10 protein-coding genes are annotated in these 17,846 nt (G+C 72.6%); 5 read left to right on the forward strand and 5 right to left on the reverse strand.

Annotation, left to right across the window (positions count from 1 at the left end):
* Window positions 1-14: 14 nt before the first annotated feature.
* From AC3EQ1_RS14280 to AC3EQ1_RS14290, 3 genes are all read right to left on the reverse strand, one after another.
* On the reverse strand, window positions 15-1,175 hold the full coding sequence (locus AC3EQ1_RS14280; protein WP_432094686.1) for an FAD-dependent monooxygenase: 1,161 nt from the start codon (window positions 1,173-1,175) through the stop codon (window positions 15-17).
* 4 nt (window positions 1,176-1,179) lie between these two features.
* Complete coding sequence (locus tag AC3EQ1_RS14285; protein WP_432094687.1) at window positions 1,180-8,373, reverse strand: amino acid adenylation domain-containing protein; 7,194 nt, start codon at window positions 8,371-8,373, stop codon at window positions 1,180-1,182.
* A 268-nt stretch (window positions 8,374-8,641) separates the two neighbouring features.
* Window positions 8,642-9,172: a TerD family protein gene (locus AC3EQ1_RS14290; protein WP_432094688.1), complete on the reverse strand. Its 531-nt coding sequence runs from the start codon at window positions 9,170-9,172 to the stop codon at window positions 8,642-8,644.
* A 331-nt stretch (window positions 9,173-9,503) separates the two neighbouring features.
* Between AC3EQ1_RS14290 and AC3EQ1_RS14295 the strand changes: the two genes are divergently transcribed.
* The 5 genes from AC3EQ1_RS14295 to AC3EQ1_RS14315 all read left to right on the forward strand — a co-directional run bounded on the left by AC3EQ1_RS14295 (window position 9,504) and on the right by AC3EQ1_RS14315 (window position 14,376).
* Window positions 9,504-10,109, forward strand: a complete 606-nt coding sequence (locus tag AC3EQ1_RS14295) for a YdbC family protein (RefSeq protein WP_351504992.1) — start codon at window positions 9,504-9,506, stop codon at window positions 10,107-10,109.
* A gap of 405 nt (window positions 10,110-10,514) precedes the next feature.
* Window positions 10,515-11,174 (forward strand): histidine phosphatase family protein, encoded by a 660-nt coding sequence (locus AC3EQ1_RS14300; protein ID WP_432094689.1) that lies wholly within the window; start codon window positions 10,515-10,517, stop codon window positions 11,172-11,174.
* Window positions 11,175-11,186: 12 nt separating this feature from the next.
* Entirely contained in the window at window positions 11,187-12,095 is a 909-nt protein-coding gene (locus AC3EQ1_RS14305; protein ID WP_432094690.1) for an ADP-ribosylglycohydrolase family protein, read from the forward strand.
* 901 nt (window positions 12,096-12,996) lie between these two features.
* On the forward strand, window positions 12,997-13,698 hold the full coding sequence (rnhB, locus tag AC3EQ1_RS14310; protein WP_432094691.1) for a ribonuclease HII: 702 nt from the start codon (window positions 12,997-12,999) through the stop codon (window positions 13,696-13,698).
* Between the two features lie 63 nt (window positions 13,699-13,761).
* Window positions 13,762-14,376, forward strand: a complete 615-nt coding sequence (locus AC3EQ1_RS14315) for a hypothetical protein (RefSeq protein WP_432094692.1) — start codon at window positions 13,762-13,764, stop codon at window positions 14,374-14,376.
* A 296-nt stretch (window positions 14,377-14,672) separates the two neighbouring features.
* On the opposite strand, the gene AC3EQ1_RS14320 is transcribed toward AC3EQ1_RS14315, so the two are convergent.
* Both AC3EQ1_RS14320 and AC3EQ1_RS14325 read right to left on the reverse strand, forming a co-directional pair.
* Window positions 14,673-15,332 (reverse strand): hypothetical protein, encoded by a 660-nt coding sequence (locus tag AC3EQ1_RS14320; RefSeq protein ID WP_432094693.1) that lies wholly within the window; start codon window positions 15,330-15,332, stop codon window positions 14,673-14,675.
* Between the two features lie 215 nt (window positions 15,333-15,547).
* On the reverse strand, window positions 15,548-17,713 hold the full coding sequence (locus AC3EQ1_RS14325; protein ID WP_432094694.1) for a RecQ family ATP-dependent DNA helicase: 2,166 nt from the start codon (window positions 17,711-17,713) through the stop codon (window positions 15,548-15,550).
* Between the last annotated feature and the right edge of the window lie 133 nt (window positions 17,714-17,846).

Consider the following 17,846-nt stretch of genomic DNA (forward strand, 5'->3'; position numbering starts at 1 on the left):
TTCCGGCTGTCGGGTCAGTCCGGGATGCCCGGGAAGGTGAGCGCCGCACGTTGCTGGCGGAGCAGCGTGCGGTTCGGGACCAGCCGCAGATAGCTGTCGCGGGCCAGCCGGCGCAGCGGGTTCTCCAGCTGCTCCATATCGCTCGTCGCGATGGAGGCGTTCACGACGGCCCGGGTCCGCTCCCGGCGCCGGTCCTCGTACGTCCGCAGGGCGGCGGGGAGGTCGGTCGCTCCGGCGAGGGTCCTGGCCAGGACCACGGCGTCCTCCATCGCCATCGCCGCGCCCTGCCCGAGGCTGGTGGGCATCGGGTGGGCCGCGTCGCCGAGCAGCGTCACCGGGCCCTCCCCCCAGCGGTCCTGGAACGTGCGGTAGCGGGAACCCACGGCCAGGATGTCCTCCGGCGGGGTGGCCCGGACCGCTGCCTGGGTCTCCTCGGCCCAGCCGGAGTAGGCGCTCAGGATCTCGTCCTGGTCCCCCTGCCAGTTCAGGGACCGGGACGGGGGCATGTTCTTCGTACCCCACCAGTAGACGCGGCCGTGCCCGATGTCGATCAGACCGAACCGCTGTCCGCTGCCCCAGTAGTGGACGACGCCCCCGGTGGACAGCCGCGGATGGCTGAAGGGCACGATCCCCAGCCAGCAGACGTAGCCGCCGTCCCGGGCCTCCTCGGGGCCGACGATCCCGCGACGCACGACGGAGTGGAACCCGTCGGCGCCGACCACGACGTCGCCCCGGGCCGTGGTGCCGTCCTCGAAGTGGACGGTGCCGTCCGGTTCGACGCGGGTGGCGGCCGAACCGAGGACGATCGGGGTGTCGCCCGCCGCCTCCAGCAGCGCCTGCTGCAGATCCGTGCGGCTGATGCACACGGTGGGCACGCCCAGTTCGGCGCCGATCTCGGGCAGCGGCAGCCGCCGGATCAGCCGGCCGCGGGGGCTGCGGACGTCGAACGACGTCACGGCCTGGCCCCGTTTGGTCAGGTGGAGATCGATGCCGAGGGTGTCCAGCGCGGCCATGGCATTGCTCGTCACCGACAGCCCGGAGCCCGCGGCGCGCAGCTCCGTGGCCCGCTCGTGGACCACGGCCTCCATGCCGAGTCTGCGGAGCGCGATGGCGAGCGTCAGTCCGCCGATCCCGGCACCGATGATCAGGACCTTGGTGGGTCGGTTCTCCGGCATGGTGTCAGTTCTCCTTCGAAGCATCGGCCGGAGCCGTGCGGATGATGCGGGCAACGGTCCGGGACACGTGCCCGACATGGGGTTCTTCCATGATCGTGAGGTGATCGCCGGGTACGCCGATGACGTCGAGGCCGCCGCCCGCCAGGGCTCCCCAGCCGTTCGCCGGGTCCCGGTGCCGACTGCCCGCGGCACCGTGCATCGCGGCGAGGACCTCGGGCAGCGGCTCGGTCGCGCGGATCAGGGTGAGCTCATGGGCGGAGGGTTCCGGCCGGTAGGCGAGCGTGGCGTTCCAGTTCGCCTCGTACACGCGGAACAGCCGGCCGATCACGGCTCCCGAGCTGCCCGCCGGCAGCACTCCGGCCTCGGTGGCGCGCCGGGCGATGTAGGCGAACCTGCCGTCCAGGGAGGTGATGTCGTCCGGGATCTCCTCGACCGGCGAGGCGCCGCCGCGCTCCAGCCAGAGCAGCTCCCAGAAGAACCAGCCCAGCAGGGCGTCCTCGGTGTACTGGTTCCGCTGCTCGGTGTCGACCGCGGTGGTGTCGAGCAGGATCAGCCGGGAGACCTCCTCGCCCGCCTCCCGCAGCTGCCGGGCGATCTCGAACGCGGCGAAGCCGCCGAAGGACCAGCCACTGATCGTGTACGGGCCGTGCGGCTGTATCCGGCGCAGCGCGGACACGTAGGAGGCGGCGATCTCCTCCATGCTCCGCAGCGGTTCGGTCCCCGGGTCCGCCCCCGCGGCCTGCAGCGCGTACAGCGGCTGGTCGTCCGGCAGGTACTGGGCGAAGGGCAGATAGCAGAGCACGTTGCCGCCCATCGGATGCACCATGAACAGCGGCGGCCTGTCTCCCTGCGGGCGGATCGCCACCAGCGGGTCGAACGGCGCGGGGGCGCCGCCGGAGACCGCGGAGCGCACCTCGGCGGCCAGTTCGGCGACGGTGGGTGCGGCGATCAGCCGGCCCAGCGGGATGCCGACGCCGTAGCGCTGCTCCACCGAGACGACCAGGCGCATCGCGGTGAGCGAGGTTCCGCCGAGGTCGAAGAAGTTGTCGTGCACGCCGAGTCCGGTCACCTGGAGGAGGTCGCCGAGCATCTCGGCGATCACCCGCTCGTGCTCGTCGCGCGGCGCGGTCGTGGTGCCGGAGCCGGCCGTCCCGGTGAGCGGAATCCGCCCCAGTGCGGCGTCGTCGCGCTTGCCGCTGGGCGTCAGCGGCAGGCGTTCCAGCCACTGGAAGTGCGACGGAACCATGTACTCCGGCAGCACGCTCCGCAGGTGCCGGGCGAGGTCGCCGAGGTCCACGGACGCCGGGTCCCCGACGAGGAACGCACTGAGGAAGGCATCGTCCGCGCCGCGCCGCCGGGCGACGACGGCTGCCTCCCGCAGCCCCGGGCAGCCGTCGGCGAACGCGGTGACGGCCAGTTCCACCTCGGCCGGTTCGACCCGGAAGCCGCGGACCTTCACCTGGGTGTCGGCGCGGCCCACGCACACGATGTCGCCACCGGGCAGCACCATGCCGAGGTCCCCCGTCCGGTAGACGAGGGCGGGGCGGCCGAAGGGATGGTCGAGGAATCGTTCCTTCGTCAGGTCCGGCCGGCCCGCGTAGCCCTGGGCCAGACAGCTGCCGCCGAGGTACACCTCCCCGCGGACCCCGGGCGGCACCGGGCGCAGCCGGGCGTCGAGCACATACGCCTCGACACCGTCGATGGGGGTACCGATCGGGGGCAGCGCCGGGAACGCGGACGGGTCGCCGGTCATGGTGAAGCGGGTGGCGACATGGGTCTCCGTCGGGCCGTACTGGTTCTCCAGCACCACCCCCGGCAGCCGGCGGCACAGCCGGCGGATCTCCTCGGTGACGCGTAGCTGCTCGCCCGAGGAGATCAGCACCCGCAGCCGGGACGGGACGAGGCCGAGGCCGTCCGCCGCCTCGGCGAGCTGCTGGAGCGCGACGTAGGGCATGAACACCCGCTCCACGCCCTGCTCGTCGAGGAAACGCAGCAGTGCGGGCATGTCCCGGCGGACGTCGTCCGGCACCAGGTGCAGGGTGCCGCCCGAGCAGAGCGTGGAGAAGATCTCCTGGAAGGACACGTCGAAGCTCAGCGGGGCGTACTGCAGGGTGCCGCCGCCGACGGCGCCGCTGGCGGTCCGGGCCTGCCACGCCACGAGGTTGGCCAGCGCCCGGTGGGGCATCGACACGCCCTTGGGCTCCCCGGTGGAGCCGGAGGTGAACAGCAGATACGCGGGGTCCTCCGGATCGATCACGGGCGGTTCCGCCTCGTCGGCGCCGGGGCCCGGTTCGGTCACGGACTCCGCGGGGAGCAGCAGCGCCGGGTCACCGATCAGGCCGGCGTACCGGGCATGGGCGATGACGCGGAACGGCCCGGCCTGCTCGATCATGCTCCGGAGACGCTTCTCGGGATACCCGGTGTCCAGGGGCACCACCGTCGTCCCGGCGCGTAGCGCCCCGAGGATCGCCGCGATCGTTCCGGGGGAGCGGTCCATGGCGATGCCGGTCCGGGCACCGTGCGGGGCGCCGAGTGCTCGCAGCTTTCCGGCCACGGCCGCCGCCGCGGCGGACAGCTGTGCGTAGCTCCATCGCTCCCCGCCCATGACCAGGGCGGTCGCCCCGGGGGTACGGGCGGTCTGCCGGTCGAACAAGGTCACCACGGTGTCCCGGGGATCGTCCAGCGGGGCCGGGGCGGGCCGCGGTTCCTCGGCGAGGAAGGACTGGTCGGGCGCCTCGTCGGGCCGGTCCACCAGCCGCTGCAGGGTCCGGACGTAGAGGTCGGCGTAGAGGTCGGCCTGCTCGGGGGTGAAGGTCCGTCCGTCGCAGTCGATGCGCAGCCGCACCCGGTGGTCCACCGGGTCGGTGACGGCGTTGACCAGCAGCGTGAAGTTGGTCTCCTCCCAGGTGCGGAAGCCGGTCAGCTCGATGCCGTCCAGCCCCAGGACCGGGGCGAGCTGCTGGAAGTGCACATAGTTGAAGGCGGTCTCGATCACCGTGCCGCCGCCGAGGTCCTCCTGGACGGCGCTCAGCGGGTAGTGCCGGTAGGGGTGGCTCTCCCGCTCCTGCCGCAGGGCCTCGCGCGCGATGTCGAGCCGGCTCTCCGCGGCGGTACTGATCCTGATGGGCAGGGTGTTCAGGAACAGTCCGGCGATGCGCTCCGCCCCCGCCCGCTCCGGACGGCCGTGGGAGACCAGCCCGGTGGTCACCTCCGCGGTGCCGGTGAGCGTGCCCAGGGTCAGTCCGTGCGCGGCGAACAGCACCGACTTCACCGACAGCGCCCGCTCCTGCGCCAGTGCCCGCAGCCGGGTTCCGGTCTCCGCCGGCAGTTCGACCAGCCGCACGATCGTTTCCTCGCCGCCGTCCGCGGGCTGGTGCGGCCGGAAGGCGTCGATCTGGACGGGGGTGCGTCCGTCCAGCTTCGCCCGCCAGTACTGCCGGCTCTCCTCGTGCTCCAGGGCCCGCCGCTCGGCGAGGACGTGGTGCGCGGCCGAGGGGAGCGGGGTGTCCGGGACGGGGCCGGTGGGCAGCCCGAGCCCGTGCGCGTAGTCCTCGAGCAGTTCCCCGAGGAGGTTGGCCACGCTGCCGCCGTCCAGCAGCGCATGGTGGAAGCTGAGGACCAGGTCGACGGCGGACGGCCGGACATGGGCACGGAACAGATACAGCGGTGCCCGCTCGAAGGCGTAGTCGTGGAAGCGGCGGTGCCGGATGTGCTCCTCGATCCGGGACTCCGCCTCCGCGGCACCGTACGCCCGCAGGTCGGCGACCTCCAGGCCGCCCCGCACCGTGGGCCGGACGATCTGCAGCGGTTCACCGGTCAGGTCGAAGTGGGCGCGCAGCACCGGGTGGCGGGCCACCAGCCGGTCGAACGCCCGGCGGAACGCGGCTTCGTCCCAGGCCATGCGGAGGGTGTACCGGAAGACGTCCTTGTAGACGGCCGAACTCTCCTGGCGCCGGCTGTGATAGATCAGGCCCAGCTGGAGCCGGGTGAGGGGATAGGCGTCCTCCGCATCGCCGAGCCGGGCCCGGTCCACACCGGAGACCAGGGCGAACGGGGCGAGACCGGGTTCGGGTGCCGGCTCCGCGGTGTCGGCCGAGGCGCCCAGACCGGCGACGGTGGGGCTCCGCACCAGGTCGCCCAGGGCGAAGGTCACCCCCCGCCGCTCGGCCAGGGCGCGGATCCGGAGCATCAGGATCGAGTCGCCGCCCAGTGCGTAGTAGTCGTCGTGCACCCCGACGCGCTCCACGCCCAGCACCTCGGCCCAGACCTCGGCGAGCACCGTCTCCACCGGGGTGCGCGGCTCCTGGTGCCCGGCCGCTCCGCCGGAGGTGCCGGGAGCGGGCAGGGCCCGGCGGTCGGCCTTGCCGTTGGGGGTGAGCGGGATCCGGCCGATCCGCAGGAAGTGCGACGGGATCATGAACGGTGGCAGGGACCGGGCGAGATGAGTGCGGAGCCCGGCCACAGGGAGGTCGGAGCCGGCGGTGTAATAGCCCACCAGCTGGGTTCCGGCCGCCGCCGTGGCGCGGTCCACCACCAGGGCTTCGTGCACCCCGGGGGCGGTCAGGAGCGCGTTGGTGACCTCGCCGAGCTCCACCCGGTTCCCCCGGATCTTGACCTGTCCGTCCAGCCGGCCCAGGTACTCCAGCTCGCCGTCGGCCAGCAGACGCACCAGGTCACCGGTGCGGTACAGCCGGCCGCCCGGGGTGAACGGGTCGTCGACGAACTTCTCCCGGGTGAGGTCCGGACGGTCCAGATAGCCGCGGGCCACGCCGACGCCGCCGATGCACAACTCGCCCGGTACGCCGGACGGCTGGAGGTGGTCGTCCGGGCCCAGGACGTACAGCTGGATGTTGTCGATGGGCCGGCCGATCGGTACGCGGCCGACCGGACGGTCCGGGTCGGTGGGACAGCTGTGGTACGACACGTCCACGGTGGCCTCGGTCGGGCCGTAGAGGTTCACCAGTGCCGGGCGCGGCGAACGGCCCTGGGTGAACACCCGGTTGAAGCGGTCGACCTGCGCTGTCGCGAGCGCCTCACCGCTGCAGAAGACGAACCGCAGCGAGCGGGCCGCCTCCTCCGCCCGCTCCGGCGACTCCTGGAGCAGGTCGAGGAACGGGCCGAGCATGGAGGGGACGAAGTGCAGGGCACTGACCCGGTGATCGCGAACGGCCCGCAGCATCTGCTCGGGGTCCTTCTCACCACCGGGCGGCAGCAGCACCAGTCCGGCGCCCTCGACGGCCCACCAGAACAGCTCCCACACCGAGACGTCGAACGAGACCGGGGTCTTCTGCAGCAGCATGTCCCCTTCTCCGAGCGGATGCTGCCGCTGCATCCAGGCGAGGCGGTTGACCACCGACCGGTGCTCGACCATGACGCCCTTGGGCCTGCCGGTCGAACCGGAGGTGTAGATGACATAGGCGAGGTCGCGCGAGGTGGCGACCGGTTCGAGCGGGCCGGCCGGCCCGTGCAGCAGGTCGGCCGGCCGGCGGACCGCCGTCCCCGCCACGTCCGGTGCCCGGTCCACGTCGTCGGCCAGCACGATCCGGGCCCCGCTGTCCTCCAGCAGGAAGCGGATGCGGTCCGCCGGATAGCCGGGGTCCACCGGTACGTACGCACCACCGGATTTGAGGATGCCGAACAGCGCCACCAGCAGCTGCGGTCCGCGCTCCATGAGCAGGGCGACCCGGTCGCCCGGCCGCACCCCGTCGGCCCGCAGGGCCCGCGCCACCTGATTGGCCCGGGCATCGAGTTCGCCGTAGGTCAGCGACGCGCCGCTGCCGGCGGCGACGACGGCGACCCGGTCCGGGTGCCGGGCCGCCTGCGCCTCGAACAGGGAGGACAAGGTGGCCTCGTCGGCGAACGGGACGACGGGCCCCCGGCTGTGCTCCGCCAGCAGGTCCCGGCGCTCCGCGGGGGTGAGCATCGGCACCGCCGACACCGGCTCGTCCAGCCGGCCGACGCCCTCGGTGAGCAGGACCTTCAGATGCCGGGCCACGGCCTCCACGGGGAGGTCTGCGTCGAAGACGTCGCAGGCGTAGTCCAGATCGACCTGGACATGGTCGACGTCGTCGAACGCGATGGCATAGACGGCCAGGGCGTCCTGATCGTGCGACGGAGCCTGCAGGGTCAGTGCACGGGTGATTCCGGGGAGCCGGGAGGCCCGCGGATACCGCATATAGGAGAACGTGACGTCGGACAACTGCCGTGTTCCGGCGGGAAGCCCGGGAATGTCCCGCAGCACGTCCCCGAGAGCCGTCCGCTCGTGCCGGCGGATGGCCGATGTCGCCTGCCGGACGTCGGCGACGAGATCACGCACCGACTGCCCGCCCTCCGTCCGGATCCGCAGCGGAAGGGTATTCGCGAAGTGGCCCAGAACGTCCTGGTGATGCTCTTCGGGACGGTTCAGGAAGGGGACGCCGATCGTCACTTCCTCGGCGCGGTGGATCCGGGAGAGACAGGTGCCGAGCATGGCGGCGATATAGGCGAAGGGTGACAGGCCGGCCGCCCGGATCTGTGCGATCAGGGGACCTTCCAGCAGGAACGAGTGGCGTGCCCGCTGCGCGGAACCGTCGACGGCCCGGTGGGCGAACAGCGCCGGAGTTACGTCGGCCAGCCTGCTGCGATGGAATTCCCGGTCGCGGGTGCACTCCGCGGAGGCGCGGTAGGCGCGTTCCTCCTGTGCGAATTCGAGATAGGAGGAGGAGTCGCCGGAGGATTCCTCGCCGCGCCGAATCCTCGCATAGTCCGCGAAGATCTGATGGGACAACTGGTTGAGAGTCCAGCCATCGGCGACGATGTGATGTGCCTTGAGGTGCAGGTGCGTCACCGAAGGGCTTTCCAGCAGCAGCGACACCTCCACCATGGGGCTGCGCCGGAGCGGAAGAGGCCGCTGGAGAGTGCGTTCCCTCCATGCGGCGCAGGAAGCGGCCGGGTCGGATTCTCCCGAGAGATCGAGGACGCGGAGCTTCGGGCCTTCGGAAACGGACCATTGACACGGTGTTCCGTCGTGTTCGTCGAAGCGTAAACGAAATGTGTCGTGGCGTTGCAGTACCTGTTCCACAGCTGTGACGAGAGTCGCGCGATCGAGTTCGCCTTCGACGCGCTCATGGAGAACGCAGTTGAACTGGGGCGAGTCCTCGTGCTGGGAACCGGCCGTCCACACATCTCTCTGGTAAGCCGTCAGGGATGTCGTCGACATCAGGGGGGAGAGCCTTCCGGTCAGGAATCGGGGTCGTACCATCGTCAGCGACTCATCGAGACCGGCTTATTGTGCAGATCACAGGGTGATCTAGATCATGCTGCCGTGCAGGGTGAACAGAGACACCGTCACATCTCGTCTCCATGGCTGGAATTGGACATGTCGATACCCCGGTCCGGGGTTGGTGCCCGGTGCGGCCATGCGGCGCCCGGGGGCGGCGGGTGAACCCACCGCCCCCGGGCAGGCCGGACGGGAGCGTCCGGTGCGGTCAGGTGGGAAGGCCGCCCATCAGTGCGGTGAAGGAGGCGGGGTCGGCGTCGAAACCCCGCATGGACCGGCGGAGTGTCCATGCGCCGGATTCGTCACGGCTGAATTCGGCCACGGTCGCCGCTGTGGCGCCGGAAACCCCGGCGAAGTCGTCCGTCAGCAACTCGTGATGGTCCTCGACGATCCGCACGCCGGTGCTCTCGATGTCACCGAAGGTCTTCCGGCCCTCGCTCTGCTGAATGGCCACCCCCACGACGACCCGGGTGTACACGGGGGCCAGTCGGTCGAGTTCGAGCGTCATCACCTCGTCGAACCCGAATCCCTGGCCGGTCCGGCTGTCCCGGTTGAGCGTGATGGTGCCGTCGGGCGAACGGCTGTCGAAATGCACCAGGTACGCGGGCTCGCCGGGCGGGTTCTCCGTGGAGTAGGTCGCGGCGACGATGTCGAGGTCATTGTCCGGCGCACCCGCGGGGCTGGGGTCCCATTTGAGCGTGACCTCGACCTTCCTGAGCCCTTTGTTGAGACTGTTCACCAGACTTCCCTTCCTCGGAACCGCGCCGATGTGGAATGTGTCCGCGGGGTGCCGCAGCGTCGCGGACCGGTGGCCGTACCCGACCGCCGGCAGAGCTCGAGCCTGCTGGGGAACGGCTCCCCCCCACGGGATCCCCTCTGTAACTGCCAGGTGTTGCAACCCGGTTACCCATGGTGCCATGCGGCAGGCCGCCTGCCGGGGTGCTCGCGCGCTACCGGCTCCGCGGCCGGTGCCCGGGGCGGGAGGCGCCCGGGACCGCCGGGGGCGTACGGGGTCACCGGACCCGGCCGGGGAGTGATGCAGGGCACGTCGCGGGCCGTACGATGGCGCGGTGCTGGTCAAGTGGATTCGCTGCACCGTGGTGGACCGCCGCGGTTTCGAGCGGGGGCAGCGGAAGTGGGCGGGGCTGCTCGGCGAGCCGGGCTTCCGGGGGCAGGGCGGCGGGTGGAGCCGGGCGCGCCCCGGTGTGGCGCACCTCTTCGCCTTCTGGGAGAGCCGGGCGTTCTACGACTCCTTCATGGCGCGGTCGCACGACCGTCTCGCGGCGGCCCAGTCGGGGACGTTCAAGGACGCCCATATACGGCTCTTCGAGCACCGGTTCGATGTGAAGGTCGGTTTTCGGCCGGTCTTCTCCGACGCGGATGTGGCGCGGGTGGCGCACTGCCGCGTCCGTCCCGAACGGGTGGAGCACTTCACGCTCATGCAGGAGAAGGTGTGGAACCCGGCGATGGCCGGATCCCCCGGGATGCTGCGCGGCCTCTTCGGCGAGGCGCCGGGGAGCGAGTTCCTGGTGCTGTCCCTGTGGGACTCCGCCGCCGAGCACGGGAAGTACCGCACGGAGCGGGTGGAGCGGCTCGCCCTGCGGACGCAGATCGAGGCCGATGTCTCCGCGCTCGCCGGTGACGTCGTGGCGCTGGAGCCCTCCTGGTCGGTGTGACGGGACCGTGCCGCGGCCCGGGCCGGAACACCCTCCGGGAAACCGGTACCACCTCCGGGAACCACCTTCCGGGAACCGGTACCACCTCCGGGAACCACGCTCCGGGGGCCGGTACCACCTCCGGGCGCGGCTCAGGTGCGGCTCCCGGCCGGGGCCCGTCTGCGGCCGGATGACCCCCGAGGCTCCCGGAGCCGGTAGCGGGGGCGACGACGGGCGCGCCGGGCGTGCGCCGGGCCACCACGTCGGCGCCCGACGGGCTCGGCCGCCCCACGGGCTCGGTGCCCGGCCCGGTGCGGAGCGCCCGCGGTGCCCCGGAGCCGATGCCGACGGCGCGGAACGACCGGCTCCCCGCCGCCCCACCGGGCGTGAGGGGCGGCCCCCGGAGGACGGATCTATGGTGGCCGCATGGCACGGCCCCGGCGCATCGTCCTCCTCCGGCACGGAGAGTCGGAGGGCAATACCGACGACACGGTCTACGAGCGCGAGCCCGATCATGCGCTCCACCTGACGGAGACCGGGTGGCGGCAGGCCACGGAGGCCGGCCGGCGGCTGCGGGAGGTCTTCGGGGAGGAGCGGGTGAGCGCCTATGTGTCGCCGTACCGGCGGACGCACCAGACCTTCCGCGCGCTCGGTCTCGACCCCCGGAGGGTACGGATCCGGGAGGAGCCGCGGCTGCGGGAGCAGGACTGGGGCAACTGGCAGGACGCCGAGGACGTGCGGCTCCAGAAGATCTACCGGGACGCGTACGGGCACTTCTTCTACCGCTTCGCCCAGGGGGAGTCGGGGGCGGACGTCTACGACCGGGTCGGGGCCTTCCTGGAGAGCCTGCACCGCAGCTTCGAGGACCCCGACCATCCGCCGAATGTGCTGCTCGTCACCCATGGACTGACCATGCGGCTGTTCTGCATGCGCTGGTTCCACTGGACGGTGGCCGAATTCGAGTCACTGTCGAACCCGGGGAACGCCGACAGCCGGACGCTGATCCTCGGCACAGGCGGCCGCTACCACCTGGACCGGCCGTTCGAGCGCTGGTGCACCCCCGAGTCGTACGGCGCCACCGGCTAGAGTGTCGGAGCGATGAGCGCTGACCCTTCTCCGTTGCGACGCTGTGAGCGTGCCCTGGCCGGCCTGCGTGGGCTGGCTGTCGGTGATGCACTGGGCTCCCAGTTCTTCGTGCCGTCGAACTACCCCGCGCTGAAGCGGCGCGCGCTGCCGCCGGGTGTCTGGCAGTGGACCGACGACACCGAGATGGCCTGCTCGGTGGTGGCGGTCCTCGCCGAACACGGCCGCATCGATCAGGACGCGCTCGCCCGTTCCTTCGCCGAGCACCACGACTTCGACCGCGGCTACGGGCCCGCGGTGAACCGGATGCTCCGGCTCATCCGGGAGGGCGGCGACTGGCGCGAACTCGCGTCCGCCCTGTTCAACGGCCAGGGGTCGTGGGGCAACGGCGCCGCGATGCGGATCGCCCCGCTGGGCGCCTGGTACGCGGGCGACGCGGAGCAGGCCACGCATCAGGCGGAGATCTCCGCGTACACCACCCACCAGCACCGTGAGGCCGTCGCCGGGGCGATGGCGGTCGCGGCCGCCGCGGCCCTGGTGGCTGCCCCCGAGGGCTGCGGCAGCCCCGAATCCCTGCTCAGCGGGGTGATCGAACTCGTTCCGCGCAGCGCCGTGCAGGCGGGACTGCGCCGTGCTCTGGACATGCTGGACTACGGCGACGCCGGGACGGTCGCCGCGGTGCTCGGTTCCGGCCGCCGCACCAGCGCCCACGACACCGTGCCGTTCTCGCTCTGGGCGGCCGCCCGCCACCTCGGGGACTTCGAGGCGGCGTTCTGGACAACGGCGCAGGTGGGCGGGGATGTGGACACCACCTGCGCGATCGTGGGCGGCGTGGTCGCGGCCGCGGCGGACGGCGCGCCGCCGGCCGAGTGGCGGGACCGCACCGAGCCGTTGCCCGGCTGGGCTCCGGACGCCACCGGCTGACGGCCGAGCGGTCTCTCTGGGGCGCCTCCGCTCGGTTCTCTCGCTGACGGAAGCCGTGGCCTTGATCACGCGACCCGCGTCGCGACCCGCCGACCCGCCGACCCGCATCGCGACCCGCATCACGGCACGGGCGCCCGTCTCTCGGCCGCGCCGACGCGTCTCGGCCGGTGGCTCGAATCCGTGCCGTGACCGCAGACCGCATCCCGGTGGTGCCGTCCGGATCCGGCCAAGCTGCCGTAGGGATACGCCCCGTGCCGACGAGCGCGGGAACGTGGCCGCTGCCGCCCGACGGCGAGGCGGCCGGGGGGTGTACTTCGGGTGGCACCGTGGGGCCGTGGCCGGGGCGCCGTGATCGGATACCGGCGCGAACGACACGAAGAGCGAGCCGCTTCACCGACGGCGCGTGACCGTCATCTCCGGGCCGGTCCACGGCCCTTGGGCATCGCACCGTTCGCCGCGCGCCGCGCACCGTTCGCCGCGCACCGTTCGCCGCGCGCCGCGCACCCGCCTCGGGCCGTGCTTGCCCCCACCCCGGCCCCGCGGCGGACACTCCCGGTCCGAACCTGGCTCCGTGTTCGCGAAAGCGACTGCTGTCCCGTCGTTCGGTGCGCAGAACCGGACCGTCCGCAGGGGCTGCATGTGTCTGCCCGACAAGGAATCTGATCCACAGGGGAGGCCAACGGGTGCGGAATTGCGGGGCGGACGGCAATGCTCCGGAAATCTTCGCGGAGGGGTTGCCGGTACCGGCAGGTGATCATTCCACCCGGGCGGCGGGAGTGTGCGCAAGCGAACGTGCCGGTACGGGGAAGCCGGCCCCGGAGCGGGCGCCCCGGGGCCGGTCCCGAGGTGACCGATCCCCGCCTGCCGCAAGCCCGGCCGGGCGGCGTAATCTGACTGCGCCATGCCGTACGAACCGCCTACCCACAGCGTCGAGCGCTCACTCCGCGCGACGACCGGTGCCAAAGTCGTCGCGGGCGTCGACGAGGTCGGGCGCGGCGCCTGGGCCGGTCCGGTCACGGTGTGCGCCGCGGTCACCGGCCTCCGCCGACCGCCCGAGGGGCTGACCGATTCCAAGCTGCTCACCCCCAAGCGCCGCACCGCACTGGCCGGGGTCCTGGAGGGGTGGGTCACGTCCTACGCCCTGGGGCACGCCACGCCGCAGGAGATCGACCGCACGGGAATGACCGCCGCACTGCGGCTCGCCGCCGTGCGGGCCCTGGAGCTGCTGCCGGTCCGTCCCGACGCGGTCATCCTCGACGGCAAGCACAATTACCTGGGCGCGCCCTGGACGGTCCGTACGGTCATCAAGGGCGACCAGTCCTGCATCGCCGTGTCCGCGGCCTCGGTGATCGCCAAGGTGCGCCGGGATGCGATGATGGCCGAACTGGGCCTGGGCTGCCCCGACTTCGAGTTCGTCGACAACGCGGGCTACCCGTCGCCCGTGCACCGTGCCGCGCTGCAGGAGCTGGGCCCCACGGAACATCACCGCATGTCCTGGGCCTACCTGGATGGGCTGCCGCGCTGGCGGCATCTCAAACAGGAGCGGATCGGGACGGAAGCGGCGGCCCTGGAATCCGGGGGGCAGCTCGGCTTCGACTTCTGAGCGGCCAATCCGCGACCACCCCCGCTGATGCGTTTCGCACCGGCGTTTGATAGACATCAGCCCATGCCTCTCATCCCCGAGGAGCCTCAGATTCACGAGAGTGTCCCGGGTCCCCGCGCAACTCCGGCCCCCGGCCGTGCCGCGTCGACCCCCCGTCCCGTCCCTGGCCCCGGCCCCCGGCCCGCAACGTCGCGGCCCGGCCGTCCCGGTCCCCAGCGAGGCCCGTCCGCCACGCCGTCGCAGCGCGGCCCGCGTGACGCGGCCAAGTCCAAGGCGCCCGCCGCCTCGACCCCCCAGATCCAGCTGATCCCCGCTTCCGCGGAGGGCGCGCTGGACGCGGCCGAGGAAGCGGTGGATCTGCTGCTGGACTCCGGACGTGCGCCGCACGACATCCTCGTGCTGACCACCGGTGACCAGCACCCGTGGGCCGCGCACGAACTGTCCTTCGGCGAAGCGTCCTACTGGGCGCAGCACGACGCCGGCGACGACGTCTTCTACCTGGACGCCGCCGCCACCGAGCGCGCTGCCGGCCGCCCCGTCGTGGTGGTCGCGGTCAACGGTGGCCCGGACGACGCCGCCGCCCGTGCCCTGCCCGCCGCCATGACCAGAGCCGGAGTGCTGCTGATCGTCTGCGGTGATCCCCAGCGGATCAACGCGCTCGTCGGCGCTGGCGCCTGAGCGCACTGCCGGCCGTCGGAACGCACACCGCGCCCGATGGTCGGACGCGGTGCGCCGGACGACCGGATGCGCTGTGCCCGGCCGTTGGGCCGGGCCCCGCGCAGCGGGTCGCCCGGACACACCGGCCTTGCCGGTGCGTTCCTCCGGTCAGTCGCTCCGGTGGGTCGCTCCGGTGGGTCCTCCGGCCGGGGCGGCAGCTGCACGACGGCTCCCGCCGAAGTCCGTCAGCGGAGGGCGGGTGGGAGGTGACCTTCCCGCTCGTCAACGGACGGCGGGTGGGAGATGCCCCTCGTTCGTCAGTGGACAGCGCTGGGACGTGCCCATTCCACACCGGGGTGGGCCCATTCCGCTGCCGTGTCCGCGATGTGCCGCGGGCGGGCGGACGCACCGTTCCGGTGATCCGGTCCGCCGCGGTTCTCCTCCGAGGGGGAGGCCGCGTGCGGTCGTCGGCCGCCGCGCCCCTCGCCGAACACCTGCCAGCCGCCGCTCGTCAGGGTGATGTACGACCCGCAGCGCAGACCGTGCAGCGTGCACGCGTCGCGCAGCCCCCACATCCACGCGCCGTCCTCCTCCGTCCAGCCGGGGTCTCCGTCCCGGCAGTGGAGGAGCACGGCCGTGCGCACGGGCACCCGGCGCCTGAGGTCGTGCGGGACGATCCGGCGCAGTTGCGCCAGCAGCGCGTTGCGGAGCACCCACCCGTCGGCCGCGGCCGACGGATGGGTGAACGACGCGCTGGCACTGACCCGTTCGTCCGTGCCGAGCACCGCCACCACGGCTGTCGAAGGAGTCGGGCCGTGGCGGGAGTGCAGTCCGGTGACGACCTCGCGGGGGTTGCGCAGCAACGGGATTCCCGCCGCGGCCCACTCCGCGGGCTCGAGGATCCGCCCCGACCTGGACGGGGAGGCCGTCGCGCCGCCGAAGGGCGCGGCAGGAGGAGGAGCGAAGCCGGAGGTCACGGTCCTCCCTCGGTCTGCGCCGCCCGCAGCTCGGGCGGAGTCTGTCGCGGAGCGAACCGCGGCACGGCAGGCCGGGGCACGACGAACCCGGGTGCGGCCGGTGCGCGGATCGCTGCCAATTCTTCCGGGCGGACTGGCCTGCGGCAATGAGCAATCCGCCCGGCCGACCGTTAACTGCCGTTCTGCCGCGTATATTTCGGCCACCGCGCCCGTGGTTACCCCTGTACGGCGAGGACCAGCGGAAACACCTCCTCCGCTCCGGCCCTGCGCAACAGCCGCGCGGCGACCGCGAGCGTCCACCCGGTGTCGGCGAGGTCGTCCACCAGCAGCACCGGACCCGCGGCTCGCGCCAACTCCTCGGACAACGCCGGGGGTACGGTCAGCGCACCGTGCAGCGCCCGGAGCCGCTGAGCGCTGTTGGACCGCGGAACCCGGGGGTCCGCCTCCCCGTCCGTGTACGCCACGGATCCCAGCAGCGGCATCCGGCCGACGGCGGCGATGCGTTCCCCGAGCGTCCGGATCAGCTGGGGGCGTGACCGGGAGGCGAGCGTGACCACCCCGACCGGCCTGGCCGGGGCGCCGGCCGTCCCGGAGGCCCAACCGCCGGGTCCCCTCGCCCAGTCGGCCAGCACGGTGACCACGGCGTCGGCCACATCGTCGGGCACCGGCCCGTCCTGCCCCTGAGGGGAGAGCAACGGCCGCAACCGGTTGCCCCAGCCGATGTCGGAGAGCCGCCCGAGGGCCCGCCCGGGGGCGGCCTGTTCCGCGGTGGGGATCCGGCCCTTGAGCTCCACGCCGATGGCGGGAAGGCCGGTGGGCCACATCCGGCGCGGCTCCACCTCGACACCCGGCCTGCCGAGCTCACCCCGCGCCGCCTCCAGGGACGCGGCCGACACCTCGGGGCCCAGGCGCGCTCCCGCGCAGTTGTCGCAGCGCCCGCACGCGGCCGCCGACTCGTCGTCCAGCTGCCGCCGCAGGAATTCCATCCGGCAGTCGCCGGTGCCGGCGTACTCCCGCATCGCCTGCTGTTCGGCCTCACGCTGCCGGGCCACCCAGGCGTAGCGTTCCGCGTCGTAGGTCCACGGCCGGCCGGTCGCCGTCCAGCCACCGCGCACCCGCCGCACCGCGCCGTCCACGTCCAGCACCTTGAGCATCGTCTCCAGCCGCGACCGCCGCAGTTCCACCTGCGGTTCGAGCGCGGGAAGCGAGAGCGGCCGCCCGGCCTGGGCCAGCACGTCGAGTGTGCGGCGGACCTGCTCCTCGCCCGGGAAGGCGAGCGAGGCGAAGTACCGCCAGATCGCCTCGTCCTCACGGCCGGGCAGGAGCAGTACCTCGGCGTGCTCCACCCCGCGGCCGGCGCGCCCCACCTGCTGGTAGTAGGCGATGGGGGAGGAAGGGGACCCCAGGTGCACGACGAATCCCAGGTCCGGCTTGTCGAATCCCATACCGAGGGCGGAGGTGGCGACCAGGGCTTTGACCCGGTTGGCGAGCAGGTCGGCCTCGGCCGCCCGCCGGTCGGCGTCCTCGGTCTTCCCGGAGTACGACGCGACGGCGTGACCCCGCTGCCGCAGGAACGCCGTCACTTCCTCGGCTGCCGCGACGGTCAGGGTGTAGATGATCCCGGACCCGGGGAGGTCGTCGAGGTGGTCGGCCAGCCAGGCCAGCCGGTGAGCGGCGTCCGGCAGCCGCAGAACGCCGAGGCTGAGACTCTCCCGGTCGAGCGGCCCGCGCAGCACGAGGGCCTCCGGGGCTCCTTCGCCGGTGCCGAGCTGGTCGGCGACGTCCGCCGTGACGCGGGCGTTGGCGGTCGCGGTCGTGGCGAGCACGGGGACACCGGGCGGCAGGTCGGCCAGCATGGTCCGCAGCCGGCGGTAGTCGGGCCGGAAGTCGTGCCCCCAGTCGGAGATGCAGTGTGCCTCGTCGACCACGAGCAGTCCGGTGCCCGCCGCGAGCTTGGGGAGGACCTGGTCGCGGAAGTCGGGATTGTTCAGCCGCTCGGGACTGACCAGCAGCACGTCCACCTCGCCGGCGGCCACTTCCGCCTGGACGGCGTCCCACTCCTCGGTGTTCGCCGAATTGATGGTGCGCGCCCGGATACCGGCCCGCTCGGCCGCTTCGATCTGGTTCCGCATGAGGGCGAGCAGCGGTGAAACGATCACCGTGGGACCGCTTCCGCGGGCCCGCAGCAGAGCGGTGGCCACGAAGTACACGGCCGACTTGCCCCACCCCGTGCGCTGCACGACCAGCGCGCGGCGGCGGTCCGCGACCAGCGCTTCGATCGCCTTCCACTGGTCTTCGCGCAGGGTGGCCGCGCCGGAGGGATCCGCGACGAGGCGGGCGAGTACGGCGTCGGCGGCCGACCGGAGGTCTTCGTTGGTCATGCCCCCATGCAACCCGATACCGCCGACATCGCGCGAACGGGGCGGAGGGCCTGTGGACAACCCTGTCCACAGCATGCGTACGACAAGATGCCCGGAGTTATCCACAGGGGTGGTGGGTGCCACGTCCTCGCGG

It is taken from the genome of Streptomyces sp. bgisy100 (genome assembly GCF_057709105.1).

What these genes read in the sequence shown, in the direction of transcription:
- AC3EQ1_RS14325 (WP_432094694.1), bottom strand. Translation starts at nt 17,713, where the DNA reads ATGACCAACGAAGACCTCCGGTCGGCCGCCGACGCCGTACTCGCCCGC.
- rnhB (WP_432094691.1), top strand. Translation starts at nt 12,997, where the DNA reads ATGCCGTACGAACCGCCTACCCACAGCGTCGAGCGCTCACTCCGCGCG.
- AC3EQ1_RS14280 (WP_432094686.1), bottom strand. Translation starts at nt 1,175, where the DNA reads ATGCCGGAGAACCGACCCACCAAGGTCCTGATCATCGGTGCCGGGATC.
- AC3EQ1_RS14300 (WP_432094689.1), top strand. Translation starts at nt 10,515, where the DNA reads ATGGCACGGCCCCGGCGCATCGTCCTCCTCCGGCACGGAGAGTCGGAG.
- AC3EQ1_RS14285 (WP_432094687.1), bottom strand. Translation starts at nt 8,373, where the DNA reads ATGTCGACGACATCCCTGACGGCTTACCAGAGAGATGTGTGGACGGCC.
- AC3EQ1_RS14315 (WP_432094692.1), top strand. Translation starts at nt 13,762, where the DNA reads ATGCCTCTCATCCCCGAGGAGCCTCAGATTCACGAGAGTGTCCCGGGT.
- AC3EQ1_RS14305 (WP_432094690.1), top strand. Translation starts at nt 11,187, where the DNA reads ATGAGCGCTGACCCTTCTCCGTTGCGACGCTGTGAGCGTGCCCTGGCC.